The 22,826-nt window shown below is 70.9% G+C and carries 19 protein-coding genes and 1 pseudogene; 19 read left to right on the plus strand and 1 reads right to left on the minus strand.

Annotated features, from left to right (window positions below; translation table 11 throughout):
• Window positions 1-331 precede the first annotated feature (331 nt).
• The 19 genes from E1193_RS08985 to E1193_RS09075 all read left to right on the plus strand — a co-directional run bounded on the left by E1193_RS08985 (window position 332) and on the right by E1193_RS09075 (window position 22,353).
• Entirely contained in the window at window positions 332-1,555 is a 1,224-nt protein-coding gene (locus tag E1193_RS08985) for an LPXTG cell wall anchor domain-containing protein (RefSeq protein ID WP_132182082.1), read from the plus strand.
• Window positions 1,556-1,679: 124 nt separating this feature from the next.
• On the plus strand, window positions 1,680-2,390 hold the full coding sequence (locus tag E1193_RS08990; protein WP_132182084.1) for a demethylmenaquinone methyltransferase: 711 nt from the start codon (window positions 1,680-1,682) through the stop codon (window positions 2,388-2,390).
• Window positions 2,391-2,765: 375 nt separating this feature from the next.
• Window positions 2,766-2,990, plus strand: a complete 225-nt coding sequence (locus E1193_RS08995) for a hypothetical protein (RefSeq protein WP_132182086.1) — start codon at window positions 2,766-2,768, stop codon at window positions 2,988-2,990.
• 167 nt (window positions 2,991-3,157) lie between these two features.
• Window positions 3,158-4,432 (plus strand): geranylgeranyl reductase family protein, encoded by a 1,275-nt coding sequence (locus tag E1193_RS09000; RefSeq protein ID WP_132182088.1) that lies wholly within the window; start codon window positions 3,158-3,160, stop codon window positions 4,430-4,432.
• A 141-nt stretch (window positions 4,433-4,573) separates the two neighbouring features.
• The gene (locus E1193_RS09005; RefSeq protein ID WP_132182090.1) at window positions 4,574-4,939 is read left to right on the plus strand and encodes an NADH-quinone oxidoreductase subunit A; all 366 of its coding nucleotides are present in this window, start codon (window positions 4,574-4,576) and stop codon (window positions 4,937-4,939) included.
• 14 nt (window positions 4,940-4,953) lie between these two features.
• A complete protein-coding gene (locus E1193_RS09010; RefSeq protein WP_132182092.1) occupies window positions 4,954-5,631 on the plus strand; it encodes an NADH-quinone oxidoreductase subunit B in 678 nt (225 codons plus the stop codon).
• Window positions 5,628-6,365, plus strand: coding sequence for an NADH-quinone oxidoreductase subunit C (locus E1193_RS09015; RefSeq protein ID WP_132182094.1), 738 nt, complete (start codon window positions 5,628-5,630; stop codon window positions 6,363-6,365). Before E1193_RS09010 ends, E1193_RS09015 begins: the two co-directional genes overlap by 4 nt.
• A 115-nt stretch (window positions 6,366-6,480) precedes the next feature.
• Window positions 6,481-7,806 (plus strand): NADH-quinone oxidoreductase subunit D, encoded by a 1,326-nt coding sequence (locus tag E1193_RS09020; RefSeq protein ID WP_132182096.1) that lies wholly within the window; start codon window positions 6,481-6,483, stop codon window positions 7,804-7,806.
• Between the two features lie 112 nt (window positions 7,807-7,918).
• Window positions 7,919-8,869, plus strand: a complete 951-nt coding sequence (nuoE, locus tag E1193_RS09025; RefSeq protein WP_279433311.1) for an NADH-quinone oxidoreductase subunit NuoE — start codon at window positions 7,919-7,921, stop codon at window positions 8,867-8,869.
• Window positions 8,866-10,182, plus strand: a complete 1,317-nt coding sequence (gene nuoF / locus E1193_RS09030; RefSeq protein WP_132182100.1) for an NADH-quinone oxidoreductase subunit NuoF — start codon at window positions 8,866-8,868, stop codon at window positions 10,180-10,182. The genes nuoE and nuoF overlap by 4 nt, the downstream gene beginning before the upstream one ends.
• Window positions 10,183-10,237: 55 nt before the next feature.
• Window positions 10,238-12,739: an NADH-quinone oxidoreductase subunit G gene (locus E1193_RS09035; protein WP_132182102.1), complete on the plus strand. Its 2,502-nt coding sequence runs from the start codon at window positions 10,238-10,240 to the stop codon at window positions 12,737-12,739.
• On the plus strand, window positions 12,736-14,088 hold the full coding sequence (gene nuoH, locus E1193_RS09040) for an NADH-quinone oxidoreductase subunit NuoH (protein WP_132182104.1): 1,353 nt from the start codon (window positions 12,736-12,738) through the stop codon (window positions 14,086-14,088). Before E1193_RS09035 ends, nuoH begins: the two co-directional genes overlap by 4 nt.
• A 1-nt stretch (window position 14,089) precedes the next feature.
• Entirely contained in the window at window positions 14,090-14,731 is a 642-nt protein-coding gene (nuoI, locus tag E1193_RS09045; protein WP_132182106.1) for an NADH-quinone oxidoreductase subunit NuoI, read from the plus strand.
• Complete coding sequence (locus tag E1193_RS09050) at window positions 14,728-15,498, plus strand: NADH-quinone oxidoreductase subunit J (protein WP_132182108.1); 771 nt, start codon at window positions 14,728-14,730, stop codon at window positions 15,496-15,498. Before nuoI ends, E1193_RS09050 begins: the two co-directional genes overlap by 4 nt.
• Before the next feature lie 112 nt (window positions 15,499-15,610).
• Window positions 15,611-15,910, plus strand: a complete 300-nt coding sequence (gene nuoK, locus E1193_RS09055; RefSeq protein ID WP_088959269.1) for an NADH-quinone oxidoreductase subunit NuoK — start codon at window positions 15,611-15,613, stop codon at window positions 15,908-15,910.
• A 21-nt stretch (window positions 15,911-15,931) separates the two neighbouring features.
• Window positions 15,932-17,884, plus strand: a complete 1,953-nt coding sequence (gene nuoL / locus E1193_RS09060) for an NADH-quinone oxidoreductase subunit L (protein ID WP_243707443.1) — start codon at window positions 15,932-15,934, stop codon at window positions 17,882-17,884.
• A gap of 61 nt (window positions 17,885-17,945) precedes the next feature.
• The gene (locus E1193_RS09065) at window positions 17,946-19,562 is read left to right on the plus strand and encodes an NADH-quinone oxidoreductase subunit M (RefSeq protein ID WP_132182112.1); all 1,617 of its coding nucleotides are present in this window, start codon (window positions 17,946-17,948) and stop codon (window positions 19,560-19,562) included.
• 61 nt (window positions 19,563-19,623) lie between these two features.
• Window positions 19,624-21,177, plus strand: coding sequence for an NADH-quinone oxidoreductase subunit NuoN (gene nuoN, locus E1193_RS09070; RefSeq protein WP_132182114.1), 1,554 nt, complete (start codon window positions 19,624-19,626; stop codon window positions 21,175-21,177).
• 90 nt (window positions 21,178-21,267) lie between these two features.
• Window positions 21,268-22,353: a polyprenyl synthetase family protein gene (locus tag E1193_RS09075; RefSeq protein ID WP_132182116.1), complete on the plus strand. Its 1,086-nt coding sequence runs from the start codon at window positions 21,268-21,270 to the stop codon at window positions 22,351-22,353.
• Window positions 22,354-22,452: 99 nt separating this feature from the next.
• Here the strand turns inward: E1193_RS09075 and E1193_RS09080 are convergent.
• Window positions 22,453-22,826, minus strand: a pseudogene (locus E1193_RS09080) (MFS transporter); the annotation flags it as partial.

Raw genomic sequence — 22,826 nt, forward strand, 5'->3', positions numbered from 1 at the left:
CGGTTCCGTCGCCGCGCCGCGCGGGGGGTGGCGGCGTCGTGTCCAGGACGGCTAACGTGCGGCGCGCACACGTTCCGCCGCAGGTCGGGACGGGTGTGGCGAGGCCGGTCGGCCCGCCCCCAGGCGCGTCCTCCATCGGCCCATGAGGGCCGTTCACATATATGCACGGCAGTGAAGGCGGGATGGTTCACCATCCCGCCTTCACTGTTTCCTCCGTACGGTCAGTGATCACCGCGAATCGCGTTACGTCGCTGGCGAACCGAGGGCGATCTCCGATACCGTCCGCACGGTTCGTACGCCAATCCACCTGTCCCTAACCCCCGGGGGATCGATGACTCCGCTTTACCGTTCGGCCCTGGCGCGTGTCGGCGCCGTGGCCATGCTCGCCGCGGGTGGCCTCGCCGGCGTCGCCGCCCCGGCGCACGCCGCCGACGGGGCGGACCTCGAGCTGATCCCGCTCAGCTACCAGCTGGCCAAGGGCGTCAAGGAGGCCAGGGCCAAGCCGTTCAAGTTTCACGTCGTCAACCACAGCGGCACGGTCGACGCCAAGGGCGTCCGGGTCGAGGTCGAGACCAAGGGCCTGAAGGACCACAAGGTGGGCGTGGTGAAGCCGGACGGCTGTGAGGAAGACGGCACCCGCTTCACCTGCCTGCTCGGCGACCTGCCCGCCGGCACCACCGAGGACTTCGGCATCCCGATCTTCTCCACCGGTGGTCGCGGTGCCGCCGGCACGCTACAGGTGACGATCAGCGCGGCAACCGCCGACCCCGACGGGGAGAACAACACCGTCGAGCACGACATCACCGTCGCCAAGCGCGGTTACGACCTCACCACCTGGGTGCAGGACGTGTACGCCGACGTCGAGGTCGACGGCGACGAGGCCGACGAGGCGAACCTCAAGCCGGTCCGGCCCGGCCAGACGGCTCCGCTCGACTGGGCGGTCTACAACGACGGCAGCCGCAGGGCCACCGGCCTGGTCTACGGCATCGCCCTGCCCGCGGACGTCACCTTCGACAAGCTCCCCGAGGGCTGTGTCGAGCAGGAGCTGGGCGGCCTCGCCCAGGCCTACTGCGAGGACAGCGGCGTGGTGCTGCGGCCCGGCGAGTTCTACACCGCCGAGGTGCGGGTCAAGGTGGCGGCGGGAGCCACCGAGAAGGTGCTCCGCCCCGGCTTCGTCTTCGCCGCCGGGCTGGACGGCGCCGAGGGTGAGCCGGAGGAGACGCCGCAGGTTGCCAGCTCGGCGCAGCGCAAGGCATTCGTCGAGACCGACGACGGCGACAACACCGCCCAGTTCGACGTCTTCGTCGACCTGAGCCCGGCGCCGAGCCCGTCGGGCGAGCCGACCCCGACCACGACGCCGAGTGCCCAGCCGACGGCGAGTCCGCCCCCGGGTGACGGGGGCGGTGGCGGCGGGCTGCCGGTGACCGGTGTGCAGGCCGGCCTGATCGGTGGCATCGGTGGTGCGGTGCTGCTGGTCGGTGGCGCGCTGCTGGTGCTCTCCCGTCGCCGGAAGGTCGTCCTGGTGACGCCGGGCGACGAGAAGTCCGAGGACTGACCGGGCACGACGCACCGAAAGGGCGGGGTGGGCGGCCACCCCGCCCTTTCGTGTGCCGGCGTCCGGCGGCAGGGCGGTACGCCCCAGCGGCCGTGCGTCGGGGCGCGGCTGGCAGAGTGGAGGGGTGAGCCGTACCCCGCAGGGCCAGCGCGCCAGCCTGGACAAGCAGCCGCACGAGGTCGCCGCGATGTTCGACGGCGTGGCGGCCCGCTACGACCTGACCAACACCTTGCTCTCCTTCGGGCAGGACCGGTCCTGGCGGCGGGCGACCCGGGCGGCACTCGACCTGAGCCCGGGTGAGCGGGTGCTCGACGTGGGCGCCGGGACCGGCGTCTCCACCGAGGAACTCGCCCAGTCCGGGGCGTACGCGGTCGGCGCGGACCTGTCGCTCGGCATGCTGTCTGCCGGAAGGCGAACCCGGGCCGGTGTGCCGCTGCTGGCCGGTGACGCGCTGCGGCTGCCGTTCGTCGACGCCAGCTTCGACGCGGTGACCATCTCCTTCGCGCTGCGCAACGTCAACGACACCGACGCGGCGCTGCGCGAGCTGGCCCGGGTGACGAAGCCGGGCGGCCGGTTGGTGGTCTGCGAGTTCAGCACCCCGGTCAACCCGGCGTTCCGCACGGTCTACCTGTCGTACCTGATGCGCTCGTTGCCGGCGGTGGCGCGTGCCGTGTCGAGCAACCCCGACGCGTACGTCTATCTCGCCGAGTCGATCCGGGCCTGGCCGGACCAGTCGGCTCTCGGAGCGCGGATCGGCGCGGCGGGGTGGTCGAAGGTCGCCTGGCGCAATCTCACCGGCGGGGTCGTGGCGTTGCACCGCGCGGTTCGCGCCTGAGCCCGTTCTCGCCGCGTTGGCGGGCGGGGGATCGCGATCACCGTGGGTGAGCGGCAATGCTCTGTCGCTGACTGTCACTCCACGCCAGCCTCGCCGTGCTCCCCGGTGCCGCTCTGCTGCCCGCACGGCGACACCGTCCATGGTCAGGGATGATGACGCGAGCGGTGGACGAAGGGTGACTCCTTTGGGTAGCTGTCGCGTCGATGGCAGCAGAGCAGAGTGGGGTACGGGTGGGAGGTCCGGTCCGCCCTGTGAACACAGTGAGTGACGCGCAATTCTCGTGTTGCCGCAGCGGTGATAACGGCCGAGAGGGCCGAAAGCGCCTATTCTGTAAATATCCGGTTATGTGCCGTCTTAGCACGTAGGCTGCCCAGCATGATGGGAGCCGAGCCTGCGGACGTGGCCACCGAGGACGACGCCGCCGAGCTGGTCGCGCAGCTCAGGGAGCTGGCCGGCGCGGATCCGGCCGACGCGCGCCAGGTCGTCGCCGAGGTCCTGACGGCGCTCGACCGGGTGGCCGGCGGCGCGCTGCGGGAACACCTGCCGGCAACGATCCGTGCCGACGCCGGGCTGGACAACGGCGCGCCGGCGCCCCGCTGAGGCCCGGCCGCGCCGCCGTGCCATCTCGGCCAGCGTCGAGGCGTCCCCCACCGGGACTGTTTCCGAAAAGTTAGGCACCCCTCACGCACCCCTGGTGTAACCCCGGTCATAGACTCCAACCCGATCGGCTTGTGAACCATTTCACGAGCATGCGGGAGGAGGCGCAGATGACCGCGGTGGAGAACGACGCCGACGTCATCGTCGTGGGCGCCGGTCCCGGAGGATCGGCGACGGCGTACCACCTGGCGCGCCATGGCGTACGCGTGTTGCTGCTGGAGAAGACGGAGTTTCCCCGGGAGAAGGTCTGCGGTGACGGGCTCACGCCCCGCGCCGTGCGGCAGCTCGTCCGGATGGGGGTGGACACGTCGCCCGAGGCCGGCTGGTTGCAGAACAAGGGCCTGCGGGTGATCGGTGGCGGGGTACGCCTGGAACTGGACTGGCCCGACCTGGCCAGCTTCCCCAACTACGGCCTGGTCCGGACCCGGCTGGACTTCGACGACCTGCTCGCCCAGCGCGCGGTCGCGGCCGGGGCGAAGCTGCGTACCGGTGTCAACGTGCTGGGGCCGGTGCTCGCCGCCGACGACCGCGTGACCGGCGTGCAGGCCGAGGTCGGTCCGGACAGGGAGCCGGCCACCTTCCACGCCCCGCTGGTCGTCGCCGCGGACGGCGTCTCCGGCCGCTTCCCGCTCGCCCTCGGGCTGGCCAAGCGGGAGGACCGGCCGATCGGGGTGGCCGTGCGGCGCTACTACCGCTCGCCCGCCCGACACGACGACGACTACCTGGAGTCCTGGCTGGAGCTGCGGGCCAAGGGCAGCGACGCGTTGCTGCCCGGCTACGGCTGGATCTTCGGTCTCGGTGACGGCCGGGTCAACGCCGGCCTCGGCATCCTCAACTCGTCGTCGGCGTTCGGGAAGACGAACTACCGCAAGCTGCTCACCGACTGGCTGGCCAACACCCCCGAGGACTGGGGGATGACCGACGAGACGAACGCCGAGGGGCCGATCCTCGGCGCGGCGCTGCCGATGGGCTTCAACCGGGTCCCCCACTACACCCGCGGCGTGCTGTTGGTCGGTGACTCCGGCGGCATGGTCAACCCGTTCAACGGCGAGGGCATCGCCTACGCGATGGAGTCCGGCGAACTGGCCGCGGAGGTCGCCGTCCAGGCGCTCGCCCGGCCGGCCGGCGCCGACCGGGAGCGGGCGCTGATGGCGTACCCGCAGGAGCTGAAGGCCCGCTTCGGCGGCTACTACCGGCTCGGCGGGATCTTCGTGAAGCTGATCGGCCGCCCGGAGGTGATGCGGATGGCGACCCGGTACGGCATGCCGCACCCCACGTTGATGCGGTTCGTGCTGAAGCTGCTGGCGAACCTGACCGACCCGCGCGGCGGGGACGCGATGGACCGGGTCATCAACGCGATGACGAAGGCGACGCCGGCCGTGTAGCCGACGACCACTGCGCCCGCGGCCAGCGTCGGCCCGGGCTCGTAGAGAGATCGACCCCCCGCTGACGCAGGTCACGAGGGACGCGAATAGTGTGATTTTCGCCAAGGACCAGGGGCAGGGGAAGGACGAGCAGGAGAAGAGATGTCGCTCTCGCCTTACGCACCGATCATCGGGCTGTTCGCCCTCGCCGCGGGGTTCGCGCTGTTCTCCGTGGCCGCCGCCCGCTTCGCCGGTCCCCGGCGTTTCAACAAAGCCAAGCTCGAGGCGTACGAGTGCGGCATCGAGCCGAGCCCCGAGCCGGTGGGCGGCGGGCGGTTTCCGATCAAGTTCTACCTGACGGCGATGCTCTTCATCGTCTTCGACATCGAGATCATCTTCCTCTACCCGTGGGCGGTCTCCTTCGACGCCCTGCCGATCTTCGGCTTCGTGGAGATGGTCCTGTTCATCGTCGCGGTCTTCGTCGCGTACGCCTATGTGTGGCGACGCGGCGGCCTGGACTGGGACTGAGGGAGGTACGTCAGATGGGCATCGAGGAGAAGCTCCCCGCCGGCGTCCTGCTCACCTCCGTGGAGAAGCTGGTCAACTGGTCGCGGAAGTCGTCCGTCTGGGGCGCCACCTTCGGCCTGGCCTGCTGCGCCATCGAGATGATGGCCGCCGGTGGCCCGCACTACGACATGGGTCGGTGGGGCATGGAGGTGTTCCGCGCCTCGCCGCGACAGGCCGACCTGATGATCGTGGCCGGCCGGGTGAGCCAGAAGATGGCCCCGGTGCTGCGCCAGATCTACGACCAGATGGCGGAGCCTCGCTGGGTGCTCTCCATGGGGGTCTGCGCCAGCAGCGGCGGCATGTTCAACAACTACGCGATCGTGCAGGGCGTCGACCACGTGGTGCCGGTCGACATGTACCTTCCCGGCTGCCCGCCGCGCCCCGAGATGCTCATCGACGCGATCCTCAAGCTCCGCGAGAAAATCATGTACGAGCCGCTGGGCCCGAACGGCCGGAAGATGCTCCAGGCCCGCCAGGAGCGCGGCGACGTGCCCGTGGTGCCGTACGGCTCGATGCCGTCGTCGTACCGCAACGACAAGGCCCGGCGTGCCGAGTGGACGAAGGCCGTCCGCGAGGGGCGCGAGGAGCAGCTGCGGATCGAGAACTGGATGAAGGCCCAGAACCACCTGCACCAGCACGGGGGCATCAAGTGACCGCACCCAACGACAGGAACGACACCGGGGGCCTGCCGGTACCGGTGACGCCTGCCGGCGCCAGCAGCGGCGCCCCGGCCGAGCACCCGCCGTCCAGCCCGGCCGGTCGGGGCATGTTCGGCAACCACGGCACCGGCGACGTCTCCGGGTTCGGCGGCCTGGTCCGCCAGCGCAAGCCGGTCGAGGAGACCCCCCGGCCGTACGGCGGCTACTTCGACGAGGTCCGCGACGCGCTGGAGGAGGCGTACCCGGCCTTCGGCGACGCGATCGAGAAGGTCGTCGTGGACCGGGGTGAGCTGACCCTGTACGTGCGTCCGGAGCGGATCGCCGAGGTCTGCCAGGTGATGCGCGACGACCCGGCGCTCCGCTTCGAGCTCTGCTCCTCGGTCTCCGGCGTGGACTACCTGGGCGCCGACGAGCGCCGGCTGCACGTGGTCTACCAGCTCACCTCGATGACGTACCGGCGTCGGGTCCGGCTGGAGGCCGCCGTCTCCGCCGAGCACCCACACCTGCCGAGCGTCACGGCCGTCTACCCGACCGCCGACTGGCAGGAGCGGGAGACGTACGACATGTTCGGCATCGTCTTCGACGGCCACCCCGCCCTGACCCGGATCCTCATGCCGGACGACTGGGAGGGGCACCCGCAGCGCAAGGACTACCCGCTCGGCGGCGTGCCCGTCGAGTACAAGGGCGCGGAGATTCCCCCGCCGGACAAGCGGAGGTCGTACCAGTGAGCGCGAGGAGTGCAGCGGAGCGGAGCCCCGCAGTCGCGAACGGAGGGCCGGCACTGGTGAGCGCGAGGAGTGCAGCGGAGCGGAGCCCCGCAGTCGCGAACGGAGGGCCGGCACAGTGACCACGTCCAACTACGCGACCGAGCGCGAGACCACCGAGGGCAAGGTCTTCACCGTCACGGGTGGGGACTGGGACGAGGTCGTCTCCGGCACCGACCCGATCAACGACGAGCGGATCGTGGTCAACATGGGTCCGCAGCACCCGTCGACGCACGGGGTGCTCCGGCTGATCCTGGAGCTGGAGGGCGAGACCGTCCGCGAGGCCCGCTCGGTCGTCGGCTACCTGCACACCGGCATCGAGAAGAACCTGGAGTACCGCAACTGGGTCCAGGGTTCGACGTTCGTGACCCGGATGGACTACCTCGCCCCGCTGTTCAACGAGACGGCGTACGCGCTGGCGGTGGAGAAGCTGCTCGGCGTCACCGACGAGGTGACCGAGCGGGCAAACACCATCCGGGTGCTGATGATGGAGCTGAACCGGATCTCCTCGCACCTGGTGTGGCTGGCCACCACCGGCATGGAGCTGGGCGCGATCTCGATCATGCTGTACGGCTTCCGGGAGCGGGAGTACATCCTCGAGATCTTCGAGATGATCACCGGCCTGCGGATGAACCACGCGTACGTCCGGCCGGGCGGTGTGGCGCAGGACGTGCCGGACGAGGCCATCGTCAAGATCCGCGAGTTTCTCAAGATGATGCCGAAGAAGCTCAAGGAGTACGAGGACCTGCTCTCCGGCCAGCCGATCTGGATCGAGCGCACCCAGCACGTCGCGGTGCTGGACGTGACCGCGTGCCTCGCGCTCGGGGTGACCGGCCCGGTGCTCCGCTCCGCCGGCCTCGCCTGGGACCTGCGCAAGACGATGCCGTACTGCGGCTACGAGACGTACGAGTTCGACGTGCCGACCCACACCGACGGCGACGTCTGGGGCCGCTACCTGGTTCGGCTCGCCGAGATCCGGGAGTCGCTGAAGCTGGTCGAGCAGGCGCTGGACCGGTTGAGGCCGGGCCCGGTGATGGTGGCGGACAAGAAGATCGCCTGGCCGGCCCAGCTCGCCATCGGCGTCGACGGCATGGGCAACTCGCTGGAGCACGTCGCGAAGATCATGGGCCAGTCGATGGAGTCGCTGATCCACCACTTCAAGCTGGTCACCGAGGGCTTCCGGGTTCCCCCGGGCCAGGTGTACGTCGGCATCGAGTCGCCCCGCGGCGAGTTGGGCGTGCACGCGGTCTCCGACGGCGGCACCCGGCCCTACCGGGTGCACTACCGGGAGCCGAGCTTCGTCAACCTCCAGGCCCTCCCGGCGATGGCCGAGGGCGGCCTGATCGCCGACGTGATCGCCGGTGGCGCCTCGCTGGACCCCGTCATGGGGGGGTGCGACCGGTGAGCGCGAGGAGCGCAGCGAAGCGGAGCACCGCAGTCGCGAACGAAGGGCGGCTGCAGGTGAGCGCGAGGAGCGCAGCGAAGCGGAGCACCGCAGTCGCGAACGAAGGGCGGCTCTGATGACGACGACTTTCACCGAAGAGACCCGGGCCCGGGCGCGGGAGATCATCGCCCGGTATCCGGCCGACCGGTCCCGGTCGGCGCTGCTGCCGCTGCTGCACCTGGTGCAGTCCGAGGAGGGGTACGTCTCCCCGGCCGGGGTGGAGTTCTGCGCCGAGGTGCTCGGCCTGAACAAGGCCCAGGTCGGCGCGGTCGCCACCTTCTACACCATGTACAAGCGCCGCCCGACCGGTGACTACCTGGTCAGCGTCTGCACCAACACCATGTGCAACGTGCTCGGCGGCCAGGGGGTCTACGACACCCTCGCCGAGCACCTCGGCGTCGGGCACGACGAGACCACCGCCGACGGCAAGATCACCCTGGAGCACGCCGAATGCCTGGCGGCCTGCGACTACGGGCCCGTCATGACGGTCAACTACGACTTCTTCGACGGCGTGGACCCGCAGACCGCCCTCGGCGTGGTCGACGAGCTGCGCGCCGGCGGCCGGCCGATGCCGACCCGGGGCGCCCGACTCTGCACCCTCAAGGAGATGGCCGTGCAGCTCGCCGGCTTCGCCGACGAGCGGGAGGGCGCGGTCGCCGACGGCGGGCCGGGGGAGCCGACCCTGCGGGGTCTGCGCCTGGCCGAGCAGCACGGCATCTCGGTGCCCGGCTTCGACCCGAACACTCCGATCCGCAGCAAGGCCGAGGCCGACAGGGCCGCCGCCGAGGCGAAGGCGAAGGCCGAGGCCGCGAAGCCGGCCCCGGTGGACACCACCCCGCCGGCGCCCCGCGACGCGCGGGCGGCGCAGGCCGCCGGGGTTGCCGCCAACCCGCCCGCCGGGGACCGCAAGCCCGCCGGCGACGAGGCCGGGGCACAGCAGCGCAACCTCTCAGAAGCCGAGGCAGGGGCGGGCGCCACCGGCGCGGGTTCCGCCGTCGCGAGCGAAACGGGGGTCCAGAAGTGACCGCTCCCCGGTCGGAGACGCTGGCCAAGCTGACGCCGGTGCTGACCAAGCGCTGGCTGTCGCCGGACGCCTGGCGGATCGGCACCTACGAGAAGCTCGACGGCTACGCGGCGCTGCGTAAGGCCGTCAAGGCCCACCCGGACGACCTGATCCAGCTCATCAAGGACTCCGGCCTGCGGGGTCGGGGCGGCGCGGGCTTCCCCACCGGCCTGAAGTGGGGATTCATCCCGCAGGGCGATGGCCGGCCGCACTACCTGGTGGTCAACGCCGACGAGGGCGAGCCGGGCACCTGCAAGGACCTGCCGCTCATGACCCACGACCCGCACTCGCTGGTCGAGGGCGTGATCATCGCGTCGTACGCGATCCGGGCCAACCGCGCCTACATCTACATCCGGGGCGAGGCGGTGCACGCCGCGCGGCGGCTGCGCAACGCCGTGCGGGAGGCGTACGCCAAGGGCTACCTCGGCAAGAACATCCTCGGCTCGAGGTTCGACCTCGACCTGGTGGTGCACTCGGGCGCCGGGGCGTACATCTGCGGCGAGGAGACCGCGCTGCTGGACTCGCTGGAGGGCTTCCGGGGCCAGCCCAGGCTGCGCCCGCCGTTCCCGGCGACCCACGGCCTGTACGCCAGCCCGACGGTGGTCAACAACGTCGGCACCATCGCCAGCGTGCCCTACATCGTGCTGGGCGGCGCCGAGTGGTGGAAGACCATGGGCACGGAGAAGTCCTCCGGCCCGATGATCTACTCGCTCTCCGGCCGGATCGCGCACCCCGGCCAGTACGAGTGCTCGATGGGGATCACGCTGCGCGAGCTGATCGAGTTGGCGGGCGGGATGCAGCCCGGGCACAACCTGAGGTTCTGGACCCCGGGCGGCTCGTCGACCCCGCTGCTCACCGCCGAGCACCTGGACGTGCCGTTGGACTTCGAGGGAGTGGCGGCGGCCGGCTCGATCCTGGGCACCACGGCCACCCAGATCTTCTCCGACCAGGACTGCCCGGTGTACGCGACCTACCGGTGGCTGGAGTTCTACCACCACGAGTCGTGCGGCAAGTGCACCCCGTGCCGGGAGGGCAACTACTGGATGGTCCGGGTCTACCGGCGCATCCTCGCCGGCCAGGGCACCCACGAGGACCTGGACACCCTGCTCGACACCTGCGACAACATCCTCGGCCGCTCGTTCTGCGGCCTGGGCGACGGTGCGACCAGCTCGGTGACCTCGTCGCTGAGGTACTTCAAGCAGGACTACCTCGACTACATCGAGGGACGTACCGCGCCGAGGCTTTCCGACAAGCAGCTGGTGGGGGCCCACTGATGAGCGCGAGGAACGAGCTCGCGAGTCCCGCAGTCGCGAATGGAAGGCGACTCTGATGACCGACGTAGCCAAGCAGGCCGAGACTGTCACGCTCACCATTGACGGCGTCGAGGTCACCGCCCCGAAGGGTGCGCTGCTGATCCGGGTCGCCGAACAGTTGGGCACGGAGATCCCGCGGTTCTGCGACCATCCGCTGCTGGCCCCGGCGGGCGCCTGCCGCCAGTGCCTGGTCGAGGTGGAGGGCCAGCGCAAGCCGGTCGCCTCCTGCACCCAGACGGTCGCCGACGGCATGGTGGTCCGCACCCAGCTCACCTCCCCGGTCGCCAAGAAGGCGCAGGAGGGGGTCATGGAGCTGCTGCTGCTCAACCACCCGCTCGACTGCCCGATGTGCGACAAGGGCGGCGAGTGTCCGCTGCAGAACCAGGCCATGTCCACCGGCCGCTCCGACTCCCGCTTCCACGAGCACAAGCGGGAGTACGAGAAGCCGGTGGAGATCAGCACGCAGGTGCTGCTCGACCGCGAGCGGTGCGTGCTCTGCCAGCGCTGCACCCGGTTCTCCGAGGAGATCGCCGGCGACAAGTTCATCGACCTGATGGGCCGGTCGTCCGCCGAGGAGATCAACATCTACCGGGACGAGGAGTACGGCGAGGAGGGCGACGCAGGTGACGTCCCGTTCAACTCGTACTTCTCCGGCAACACCGTGCAGATCTGCCCGGTGGGCGCGCTGACCGGCGCCCAGTACCGGTTCCGGGCCCGGCCGTTCGACCTGGTCTCCAGCCCCAGCGTCTGCGAGCACTGCTCGGCCGGCTGCGCCCAGCGCACCGACTGGCGGCGGGGCAAGGTGCTGCGCCGGCTGGCCGGCGACGACCCGCAGGTCAACGAGGAGTGGAACTGCGACAAGGGACGCTGGGGCTTCCAGTACACCCGTGCCGTCGACCGGCTCGCCACCCCGCTGGTCCGTGACGAGCGCGGCGGCGAGCTGCGGGAGGCGTCCTGGAGCGAGGCGCTGACCCGCGCCGCCGAGGGGCTGCGCGCCGCCCGCGACGGCGGGCAGGGAGCGGCGGTGCTGACCGGCGGTCGGCTCACCGTCGAGGACGCCTACGCGTACGCGAAGTTCGCCCGGGTCGCCCTGCGCACCAACGACATCGACTTCCGGGCCCGGCCGGTCTCCCGCGAGGAGGCCGACTTCCTGGCCAGCACCGTCGCCGGGGCCACCGAGGTGACCTACGCCGACGTGGAGAAGGCGCCCGCGGTGGTGCTGGTCGGCCTGGAGCCGGAGGAGGAGTGCCCGATCCTCTTCCTGCGGCTGCGCAAGGCGTACCTGAAGAAGAAGCTGACGGTCTACGCGATCGCCCCGTTCGCCACCCGCGGCCTGGAGAAGCTCGGCGCCAAGCTGGCCCGGGTGGTGCCGGGCGAGGAGGCGAGCGTGCTCGCCGAGCACGACACGGTGGCCGAGGCGCTCAGCGCCGAAGGGGCGATCCTCTTCGTCGGCGAGCGGCTGGCCAGCGTGCCGGGCGGCCTCTCCGCCGCCGCGGACGTGGCCCGGCGTACCGGCGCGAAGCTGGCCTGGGTGCCACGACGCGCGGGTGACCGCGGCGCGGTCGACGCCGGTTGCCTGCCCAACCTGCTGCCCGGCGGGCGGCCGGTGACCGAGCCCGCCGCCCGCGCCGAACTCGGCCAGGCCTGGGACATCCCGGCCGGGGTCATTCCCAGCCAGGCCGGTCGGGACACCGACCAGATACTCGCCGCGGCGGCCGACGGCCGGATCGGCGCCCTGGTGGTGGCCGGCGTGGACCCGGCCGACCTGGCCGACCCGCGCCTGGCCGAGCAGGCCCTCGACGCGGTGCCGTTCCTGGTCAGCCTGGAACTACGCACCTCGGCGGTGGCCCGCCGGGCGGACGTCGTCTTCCCGGTCGCCCCGGTGGTGGAGAAGGCCGGCAGCTTCCTGGACTGGGAGGGCCGGCTGCGCACCTTCGAGGAGGTGCTGCACACCGGCGCGCTGACCGACGGCCGGGTGCTCGACGCCCTCGCCGCGCAACTCGACGTCCGGCTCGGCACCGGTGACGTGCCGAGCATCCGCCGTGAGCTGGGCGGGCTGCCGCCGACCCGGGTGACGCGTCCCGCCACGCCGTCCGTCGCGGCGACGGCGGTGCCGCAGCCCGGCGCCGGCGAGGCCGTGCTGGCCACCTGGCACCAGCTCATCGACCTGGGCAGCCTCACCGACGGCGACGAGCATCTCGCCGGCACCGCCCGCCCGCCGGTGGTCCGGCTCGGCAAGGGCACCGCCGAGGCGCTCGGCGTCGCCGACGGGGATGCGGTGACGGTGGGCACCGACCGGGGGGCGGTGACCCTGCCGGCGCTGATCACCGAGATGCCGGACGGGGTCGTCTGGCTGCCGACCAACTCACCCGGCTCGACCGTGCGACGCAGCCTCGGCGCGACGTCCGGCACGGTCGTCCGGATCTCCGCGGCCGCCGTCCCGGCCATACCGGCCGAACGGGTCGCCGCGGACGAGGCGGACCGCCCCGCAGTCGCGAACGAAAGGTGGGCACAGTGACCGTCCTCCTCGCGCAGGACCCGACGCTGGCCGACTTCGGCCGGGACCCGTGGTGGCTGGTCCTCGGCAAGATCCTGTTCGCCTTCGTCTTCGGCCTGCTGGCCACGCTGCTCGGCGTCTGGTTCGAGCGGCGGGTGGTCGGCTACATGCAGGTCCGGCCCGGCCCGAACCAGGTCGGCCCGTTCGGCCTGCTGCAGACGCTCGCCGACGGACTGAAGATGGCTTTCAAGGAGGACATCCTCCCGCGGGCCGCGGACAAGGTCGTCTACTTCTTCGCGCCGGTCATCTCGGTGGTCTGCGCGGTCACCGCCCTGTCGGTGATCCCGTTCGGCCCGATGGTGAGCATCTTCGGCCACCGGACGCCGTTGCAGGTCACCGACGTGCCGGTCGCGGTGCTGGTGCTGCTGGCCTGCTCCTCGCTGGCCGTCTACGGCATCGTGCTCGGTGGTTGGGCCTCCGGCTCGACGTACCCGCTGCTCGGTGGGCTCCGCTCCACCGCCCAGATGATCTCGTACGAGGTCGCGATGGGGCTGAGCATCGTGGCGGTCTTCATGACCGCCGGCACGATGTCCACCAGCGGGATCGTCGCCGCCCAGGCGAGCGGCACGCAACTGAGCCTCGGCGGTGTCGAGGTCCCGGCCCCCGGCTGGTACGCGATCCTGCTGCTGCCCAGCTTCATCATCTTCTTCATCGCCATCGTCGGTGAGACCAACCGGGCGCCGTTCGACCTGCCCGAGGCGGAGTCGGAGCTGGTCGCCGGCTTCATGACCGAGTACAGCTCGCTGAAGTTCGCGCTCTTCATGCTCTCCGAGTACGTCGCGATGGTGACCATGTCCGCGGTGACCACGACGCTGTTCCTCGGCGGCTGGCGGGCCCCGGCCCCGATCACCACCTTCTGGGCGGGGGCCAACTCCGGCTGGTGGCCGATGCTGTGGTTCTTCGGCAAGGTGCTGATCCTGGTCTTCGTCTTCGTCTGGCTTCGGGGCACCCTGCCCCGGCTCCGGTACGACCAGTTCATGCGCCTCGGCTGGAAGGTCCTGCTGCCGATCAACCTGGTCTGGATTCTGGTCCTGGCCGGGCTGCGGTCGATCGAGGACTGGCAGTCGCGGGACCGGCTGCTCGTCACCGCCATCGGTGCGGGCGTGCTGCTGCTGGCCACGATCCTCTGGCCCAGCCGGCAGCCGAAGCCGAAGCCGACTCTCCAGGAGCAGGTCGACAGCCGTCCGCCGGGCAGCTTCCCGCTGCCTCCGATGGATCTTCAGGTACCACCGAGCCCGCGCACCAAGCGCGTGGTCGCCGAGCGGGAGCCGGCCAACATCGCCGCCGGCTCGGACTCCAGGGAGGTGTGACGTGGGCGCGATCACCGGAACGTTCAAGGGCTTCGGAGTCACCTTCTCGCACATGTTCAGGAAGGTCGTCACCACCGACTACCCGTTCAAGCCGCCGGTCTCGGCGCCGCGTTACCACGGCCGGCACATCCTCAACCGGCACCCGGACGGCCTGGAGAAGTGCATCGGCTGCGAGCTTTGCGCCTGGGCCTGCCCGGCGGACGCGATCTACGTGGAGGGTGGCGACAACACCGACGAGCAGCGTTTCTCGCCGGGTGAGCGGTACGCCAGCAACTACCAGATCAACTACGCCCGGTGCATCTTCTGCGGGCTCTGCATCGAGGCGTGCCCGACCCGCTCGCTCACCATGAGCAACGAGTACGAGCTGGCCCGGGACAACCGGCAGGATCTGATCTTCACCAAGGAGCAGCTGCTCGCGCCGTTGCTGCCGGGCATGGAGCAGCCGCCGCACCCGATGCGGCTGGGTGACAGCGAGAAGGACTACTACGTCGGCGCGCTGGACAACCCGGGCATCTCGGCCGGGGCCGAGCGCTCCGCCAACAACCCGGGCCGCTACCAGCTGGAGGAGCACCCGGGGGTGACCTTCCCCGGCGCCGAGCAGCACGCCCAGCGGGCCGAGGCGGGCAAGGGAGCAGAAGCATGACCACGCAGACGGTGCTCGCCGCGGCGGGCGGGGTGTCCGGGGGCGAGGAGGTCACCTTCTGGATCCTCGCCCCGCTGGCGCTGATCGGCGCGATCGGCATGGTGTGGGCCCGCAACGCCGTGCACTCGGCGCTCTGGCTGGTGCTGACCATGCTCTGCCTGGGCGTGTTCTACGTGCTCCAGGCGGGCCCGTTCATCGGCATGGTGCAGATCATCGTCTACACCGGCGCGATCATGATGCTCTTTCTCTTCGTGCTGATGCTGGTCGGCCGGGACGCCTCCGACTCTCTCATCGAGACGCTGCGCGGCCAGCGGATCGCCGCGGTGGTGCTGGGCCTCGGCTTCGCCGGCCTGATCGGCACCGGCCTGCGCCGGGCGTTGGACGGGACCAGCGCGGCGGGCCTGGAGCAGGCCAACGCCGAGGGGAACGTGCAGGGTATTGCCCGGCTGCTCTTCACCAAGTACGTCTTCGCCTTCGAGCTGACCTCGGCGCTGCTGATCACGGCGGCCGTCGGCGCGATGGTGCTGGCGCACGTCGAGCGGCGCAGGGAGGACCGGATGGACCAGGTCGCCACCATGAAGGCCCGGTTCCGTCCCGGCAACTACCCGGGCCCGAAGCCCGGCCCCGGTGTCTTCGCCACCTCGTCCTCCGTGGTGACCCCGGCCCGCCTTCCGGACGGCCGGCTTTCCGAGCGCAGCACCCCGGAAATCCTGCCGGTGCGGGAGATGACCGCCGAGGAGACCTCGCTGAAGGGGACGGACCGGTGAGCGCGAGGAGTGAGCTTGCGAGCCCCGCAGTCGCGAACGAAAGGCTGGCTCCGGTGAGCGCGAGGAGTGAGCTTGCGAGCCCCGCAGTCGCGAACGAAAGGCTGGCTCACGCATGACGCCCGACTACTACCTCATCCTCGCGGCGGTGCTCTTCACCATCGGCGCCGTCGGCGTGCTGGTCCGGCGCAACGCGATCGTGCTGTTCATGTGCGTCGAGCTGATGCTCAACGCGGCGAACCTGACGCTGGTCACCTTCAGCCGGATCAACGGTGACCTCAACGGCCAGATCATGGCGTTCTTCGTGATGGTGGTGGCTGCGGCCGAGGTCGTGGTCGGGCTCGCCATCATCATGTCGATCTTCCGGACCCGGCGCTCGGCGAGCGTCGACGACGCCAACCTGCTGAAGTACTAAAGGGGCCCTGCGGTGGATGAGATTCTGACGTACGCCCAGGCAGAGCCGGCCAGCGCCGTCGCCTACGCTGCGGCCGGTGGTCTGCTGAGCAGCGTCTGGCTGCTGGTGGCGATTCCGCTGGCCAGCGCGGCCATCCTGTTGCTGCTGGGCCGGCGGGCCGACCGCTGGGGGCACTGGCTCGGGGTGGCCGCGATCGGCGTCGCGTTCGTGCTCGGGCTCGGCTTCCTCCTTCAGCTGCGTGGCCTGGAGAACAAGTCCGTCGAGCTGAGCCTCTGGGACTTCATCACGGTCGGCGACCTGAGGGTGGACTTCGGGCTGCTCTTCGACCCGCTGGCGGCGGTCTTCGTCCTGCTGATCACCGGGGTGGGCTTCCTGATCCACCTCTACGCGGTCGAGTACATGGCGCACGACGAGGGCCGGCGGCGCTTCTTCGCGTACTTCAACCTGTTCGTCGCCGCGATGCTGCTGCTGGTGCTCGGCAACAACTACGTGATGCTCTACTTCGGCTGGGAGGGCGTCGGGCTGGCGTCGTACCTGCTGATCTCCTTCTGGTACGGGCGGCCGAGCGCGGCCACCGCCGGTAAGAAGGCCTTCCTGATGAACCGGGTCGGCGACGCCGGCCTGGCGATCGGCATCTTCATCATGTTCGCCACCCTCGGCACCACCCAGTACGACGAGGTTTTCAACGGCGTCGGCGGGCTGGCCGGCGGCACCGTGCTGGTGCTGGGCCTGCTGCTGCTGCTCGGCGCGTGCGGCAAGTCCGGCCAGTTCCCGCTCCAGGCGTGGCTGCCCGACGCGATGGAGGGCCCGACCCCGGTGTCGGCGCTCATCCACGCCGCCACCATGGTCACCGCCGGGGTCTACCTGATCGCCCGGTCGAACCCGATCTTCTCGGCCAACACCACGCTCCAACTGGTCGTGGTCAGCGTCGGGGCGGTCACGTTGCTGATGGGCTGCCTCATCGGCGCGGCCAAGGACGACATCAAGCGGGTGCTCGCCTGGTCGACGGTGAGCCAGATCGGCTACATGTTCCTCGGTGTCGGCCTGGGCGGCGGGGCGTACGCGCTGGCCATCATCCACCTGCTGGCCCACGGCTTCTTCAAGGCCAACATGTTCCTCGGTGCCGGCTCGGTCATGCACGGGATGAACGACCAGGTCGACATCCGCCGCTTCGGCGGCCTGTCGAAGCACATGAAGGTCACCTGGATCACCTTCATGATGGGGTGGCTGGCCATCATCGGCATCCCGCCGCTGTCCGGCTACTTCTCCAAGGAACCGATCATCGCGTCCGCCTTCGAGCGCGATGACTGGACGGCCTGGCTCTTCGGCGGGGCGGCGCTGCTCGGCGCCGGGCTCACCGCGTTCTACATGACCCGGCTGTTCGTGCTCACCTTCCACGGCCCGAAGCGGTGGACCGAGGACATCGCGCACCCGCACGAGTCCCCGAAGCTCATGACCATCCCGCTGGTCCTGCTCGCGATCGGCTCGGTGCTCGCCGGTGGCCTGATGGCGTGGAACGACGGCCTCGCCTCCTGGCTGACGCCGGTGCTCGACGCGGAGGCCGGCGGCGAGGCACACGGGGTGCTGTCGCACACCGTGATCACCATCCTGTCGCTGCTGGTCACCGTCGCTGGCGCCGGACTCGCCTGGTCCCTGTTCCGCAACGGCACGGCCACCTCGCCGCAGCCGGCGGGCGTGCTGGTCACTGCCGCCCGGCGCAACCTCTACACCGACGCCTTCAACGAGGCGGTCTTCGAGAAGCCCGGCATCTTCCTCACCCGGGCGCTGGTCTTCCTCGACAACCGGGGCGTCGACGGGCTGGTCAACGGGCTGGCCGCGGCGGTCGGCGGCGGGTCCGGCCGGCTCCGCCGGTTGCAGACCGGCTTCGTCCGGTCGTACGCGACGTCCATCCTCACCGGCGCGCTGCTGGTGGTGGCGGCGTTCCTGGCCGTGCAGGCGGGGTGGTTGGCGTGATCGACCTTCAGGCGGCCGTCGCCGGCGGACCGCGCAGTGACGACGGAGGTAAGGCCGAATAATGTCCGACTTCCCGTTCCTCTCGGTGCTCACCGTGGCGCCGCTGGTCGGCGCACTGGTGGTGGCCTTCCTGCCACGGCGGCGGCCCGAGCTGGCCAAGCAGGTGGCCCTCGGCTGGTCGCTGCTGGTGCTGGCGCTCTCCGTGGTCATGTGGGTGTCGTTCCAGGTCGGCGGCGACCGGCTGCAGTTCCGTGAGTCGTACCCGTGGATCCCGGCCTGGGGGGTCCGCTTCACCTTCGCCGCGGACGGCATCGCGCTGGTCATGCTGATGCTGATCGCGGTGCTGGTGCCGCTGGTGATACTGGCGTCCTGGCACGACGCGGACGGGGGTTCCGGGGCGTCGACAGTGTCCGGCCGGGGACCCGGCGCCGACGCGGAGGAAGGTGCCGCGCGCGCCGGAGCCCTCGCCTCGCCGAAGCGGTCGGTGCCGGTCTACTTCGCCCTGCTGCTCGTCCTCGAGTGCACGATGATCGGCGTCTTCGCCGCCGCCGACGTCTTCTTGTTCTACGTTTTCTTCGAGGTCATGCTGGTGCCGATGTACTTCCTGATCGGCAGCTACGGCGGCCACCAGCGGCAGTACGCGGCGGTGAAGTTCTTCCTCTACTCGCTCGTCGGCGGCCTGTTCATGCTGGCCGCGGTGATCGGCCTGTGGGTCGTCGGTGGGAAGACCTTCGACTGGCAGACGCTGACGCAGGTGGACATCTCCACCGGCACCGAGCGTTGGTTGTTCCTCGGTTTCTTCCTCGCCTTCGCCATCAAGGCGCCGTTCTTCCCGTTCCACACCTGGCTGCCGGACGCTGGTGGGGCCGCCCCGGCGGGCGCCGCCGCGCTGTTGGTCGGCGTGCTGGACAAGGTCGGCACCTTCGGCATCCTGCGGTACTGCCTGCCGCTGTTCCCCGAGGCGTCGAAGTGGTTCGCGCCGTGGGCGCTGGCGCTGGGCCTGATCGGCATCATCTACGCGGCGCTGCTGGCGGTCGGGCAGTCCGACCTCAAGCGGCTGGTGTCGTACACCTCGATCGCCCACTTCGGCTTCATCGGCGTCGGCATCTTCGCCTTCACCACCCAGGCCGGCACCGGCGCGGTGCTCTACATGGTGAACCACGGGCTCGCCACCGGGCTGCTCTTCCTGGTCGTGGGCATGCTGATCGCCCGCCGTGGCTCGGCGCTGATCAAGGACTTCGGCGGCGCGGGCAAGCTGGTGCCGCTGCTGGCCGGGGTCCTCTTCTTCGCCGGCCTGGCCTCGCTGGCACTGCCCGGCACCGCACCCTTCGTCTCCGAGTTCCTGGTGCTGATCGGCACGTTCACGGTGAACAAGCCGGTCGCGGTGATCGCCACCCTCGGCATCATCCTGGCTGCCGCCTACGTGCTGTGGATGGTGCAGCGCACCACGCAGGGCACGCTCAACCCGGAGTTGGCCACGGTCGAGGCGATGCACCGCGACCTGAGCCTGCGGGAGAAGGTCGTGGTCGCCCCGCTGATCGCCCTGATCGTGCTGCTCGGCTTCTACCCGAAGCCGGTCACCGATGTCATCAACCCCGCCGTCCAGGCGACCATGCAGGACGTCGGCAAGACCGATCCCGCCCCTGAGGTCGGCAGCGTCCAGGAGGCTAGCCGGTGAGCGCGAGGAGTGAACGAGCGCAGCGAGTGAGCCCCGCAGTCGTGAACGAAGGGTCAGACCAGTGACCGAGCTGAAACTGCCGTCGATCGACTACGCGGCGCTCTCCCCGATCCTGATCATGCTCGGCGTGGCCCTGCTCGGGGTGTTGGTGGAGGCTTTCGTGCCGCGCCGCCACCGGCATCTGACGCAGCTCTCGCTCGCCCTGGTGGCGGTGCTCGGCGCGCTGGCGATGGTGGTGTTCAACGCCGGCGAGCGACTGGTCACCATCGGTGGCGCGATCGCGGTCGACGGTCCCACGCTGTTCCTCCAGGGCGCCATCCTGGTGCTCGCCGCGATGGCGCTGCTGCTGATCGGGGAGCGCTCGGTGGAGCGCGGCGGAGCGTTCGTCGCCCACGCCGCGGTGACCGCCGAGTCGGCCGACGACCGGCGGCAGGCCGAGGGGAGCAACGGGGCGACCGAGGTCTACCCGCTGACCACCTTCGCGATCGGCGGCATGCTGATCTTCGTGGCGGCGAACGACCTGCTGACCATGTTCATCGCGCTCGAGGTCTTCTCGCTGCCGCTCTACCTGCTCTGCGCGCTGGCCCGCCGCCGGCGGCTGCTGAGCCAGGAGGCGGCGATGAAGTACTTCCTGCTCGGCGCGTACGCCTCCGCGTTCTTCCTGTTCGGCGTGGCGCTGGTCTACGGCTTCACCGCCGGGATGCCCGGCCGTGCGGCCGGTGTTGACTTCGCCACCGTGCACGCCGCGGTGAAGGACTCGCCGGCCAGCCCGGTGCTGCTCTTCGCCGGCATGGCGCTGCTCGCCATCGGTTTGCTGTTCAAGGCGGCCGCGGCGCCGTTCCACGTCTGGACGCCGGACGTCTACCAGGGTGCCCCGACGCCGGTCACCGCCTTCATGGCGGCCTGCACCAAGGTCGCCGCCTTCGGCGCCCTGCTCCGGGTCTTCCACGTCGCGTTCGCGGACGCCGCCTGGGACTTCACCCCGATCCTCGGCGCGGTGGCGGTGCTGACCATGTTGGTGGGCGCGGTGCTGGCGGTCACCCAGACCGACATCAAGCGGCTGCTGGCGTACTCGTCGATCGCCAACGCCGGCTACCTGCTGGTGGGCGTGCTCGCCCCGACCGGCGAGGGCGTCGCGGGCACGATGTTCTACCTGGCCGCGTACGGGTTCTCGGTACTGGCCGCGTTCGCCGTGGTGACTCTGGTCCGGGACGCGGACGGCGAGGCCACCCACCTGTCCCGCTGGGCCGGGCTGGGCCGCCGCTCGCCGTTCTACGCCGGCGTCTTCACCTTCATCCTGCTGGCCTTCGCCGGAATCCCGCTGACCAGCGGCTTCATGAGCAAGTTCGCGGTCTTCGGTCCGGCGCTGGAGAGCGGCCAGGCGTGGCTGGTGGTGGCGGGCGTGCTGACCAGCATGGTGCTGGCGTTCCCGTACCTGCGGGTCGTGGTGATGATGTGGCTCTCCGAGCCCGGTGACACCACCCCGACGGTCGCCGTGCCGGGTGGGCTGACCGCCACCGCGCTCATGATCGGCGTGGTGGCCACCCTGGTCCTCGGGGTGCTCCCGGCGCCGCTGCTCGATCTGGCGACAGACGCCGCGGTGTTCGTCAGATGACCCGTCTTCTCCCGGGTCCGGGGCCGGTGCGCGGTGGCGCACCGGCCCCGCGCCGTATCCCCGCCCCGGAGCAGGTCGAACGGGTGTGGCATGGTTGAAGGCGTGGTGAATCCGGCTGGCGAGCGTTCAGAGGCCGTCGGCTCCGGCGGTCGTCGGGGCCGGGCGGGCACGGGTCAGATCAGCGCGCTCGGCGTCCATCTCGCCGACCCGCGCGTCGAGTCCTCCGTGTTGGGTCTGCTCGATGCCGTCGAGACCGAGCTGCGGGCCAGCGTGGCCAGCGCCGACCCGTTCGTCACCGAGGCGGCGCGGCATCTGGTGGAGGCCGGCGGGAAGCGGTTCCGGCCGCTGCTGGTGGCGCTGGGCGCCCAGTTCGGCGACGCGCGTGCCCCGCAGGTGGTCCCGGCGGCGGTGGTGATGGAGCTCACCCACCTGGCGACGCTCTACCACGACGACGTGATGGACGAGGCGGCTGTCCGGCGCGGTGCCCCGAGCGCCAACTCCCGTTGGACGAACTCGGTGGCCATCCTGGTGGGCGACTACCTCTTCGCCCGGGCTGCGGACCTCGCCGCCGACCTGGGCCCCGAGGCGGTCCGGCTCCAGGCGCGCACGTTCGCCCGCCTGGTCCACGGCCAGATCGCCGAGACCGTAGGCCCCCGGGCCGACGAGGACCAGGTCGCCCACTACCTGAACGTGATCGCCGACAAGACCGGCTCGTTGATCGCCACCTCGGCCCGCTTCGGCGGCATGTTCGGTGGAGCGCCGGTCGCGCACATCGAGGCCCTGGCGGGCTACGGCGAGACCATCGGGGTGGCCTTCCAGCTCTCCGACGACCTGCTCGACATCGCCAGCGAGTCGCAGCAGTCGGGCAAGACGCCCGGCACCGACCTGCGCGAGGGCGTGCCGACCCTGCCGGTGCTCTACGCCCGGGCCGCCGACGACTCGGATGCCGCCTCGGTGCGGCTGCGGGAGGTTCTGGCCACCGGCCCGCTGGTCGACGACGCGCTGCACGCCGAGGCGCTCGGCCTGCTGCGCGAGTCACCCGCCCTCAAGCGGGCCCGGGAGACGGTGCGCAGCTACGCCGAGGACGCCCGAGCGCAGCTCGCCCCCCTCCCGCAGGGCCCGGCCCGGCGCGCCCTCGAATCGCTCTGCGACCACATCGCCGACCGCACCAGCTGACGCCCGCCCGCACCGCGGGGCAAGCGGGAAGACCGGCCCGGTGCCGGACCTCCTGACCGACCGGGCCGGTGGGAGCGCCGACGGGCCCGGACCAGGTGCTCAGCGGGTGAGCAGGCGGCTGCCGGTGAGCATGAGGGCGGCGGCGGCGACCATGGCCACGGCGGCGGCCAGCCACATCACCGGGTAGCCGAAGGCGGCGGCGGTCGCGCCCAGGCCGAGCGGACCGAGGCAGCCGCCCGCGTACACCCCGGTCTGGGTGATCGAGGTGGCGGCGGCCGGGGCCTGCGGGTGCAGCTTGACCACGGCGAAGTTCATCAGCCCGGGCCAGGCCCAGCCGAGACCGAAGCCGAGCACCACCCCCACCACCAGTGGCACCGTGCCGGGCACCGCGAGCAGGCCCAGGCCGGCTGCGCCCACCACCAGCATCCCGGCGATCAGCGCGACGTGCCCCTCCGCACGACGGTCGGCGAGCC

The sequence above is a fragment of the Micromonospora sp. KC606 genome, assembly GCF_004348675.1.
Lineage (GTDB): Bacteria > Actinomycetota > Actinomycetes > Mycobacteriales > Micromonosporaceae > Micromonospora.

Bases quoted from the DNA above. Each gene is read 5' to 3' on its own strand.
- E1193_RS08985 (WP_132182082.1), top strand. From the start codon at position 332: ATGACTCCGCTTTACCGTTCGGCCCTGGCGCGTGTCGGCGCCGTGGCC.
- E1193_RS08995 (WP_132182086.1), top strand. From the start codon at position 2,766: ATGATGGGAGCCGAGCCTGCGGACGTGGCCACCGAGGACGACGCCGCC.
- E1193_RS09000 (WP_132182088.1), top strand. From the start codon at position 3,158: ATGACCGCGGTGGAGAACGACGCCGACGTCATCGTCGTGGGCGCCGGT.
- E1193_RS09005 (WP_132182090.1), top strand. From the start codon at position 4,574: ATGTCGCTCTCGCCTTACGCACCGATCATCGGGCTGTTCGCCCTCGCC.
- E1193_RS09010 (WP_132182092.1), top strand. From the start codon at position 4,954: ATGGGCATCGAGGAGAAGCTCCCCGCCGGCGTCCTGCTCACCTCCGTG.
- E1193_RS09035 (WP_132182102.1), top strand. From the start codon at position 10,238: ATGACCGACGTAGCCAAGCAGGCCGAGACTGTCACGCTCACCATTGAC.
- E1193_RS09050 (WP_132182108.1), top strand. From the start codon at position 14,728: ATGACCACGCAGACGGTGCTCGCCGCGGCGGGCGGGGTGTCCGGGGGC.
- nuoK (WP_088959269.1), top strand. From the start codon at position 15,611: ATGACGCCCGACTACTACCTCATCCTCGCGGCGGTGCTCTTCACCATC.
- E1193_RS09065 (WP_132182112.1), top strand. From the start codon at position 17,946: ATGTCCGACTTCCCGTTCCTCTCGGTGCTCACCGTGGCGCCGCTGGTC.
- E1193_RS09075 (WP_132182116.1), top strand. From the start codon at position 21,268: ATGGTTGAAGGCGTGGTGAATCCGGCTGGCGAGCGTTCAGAGGCCGTC.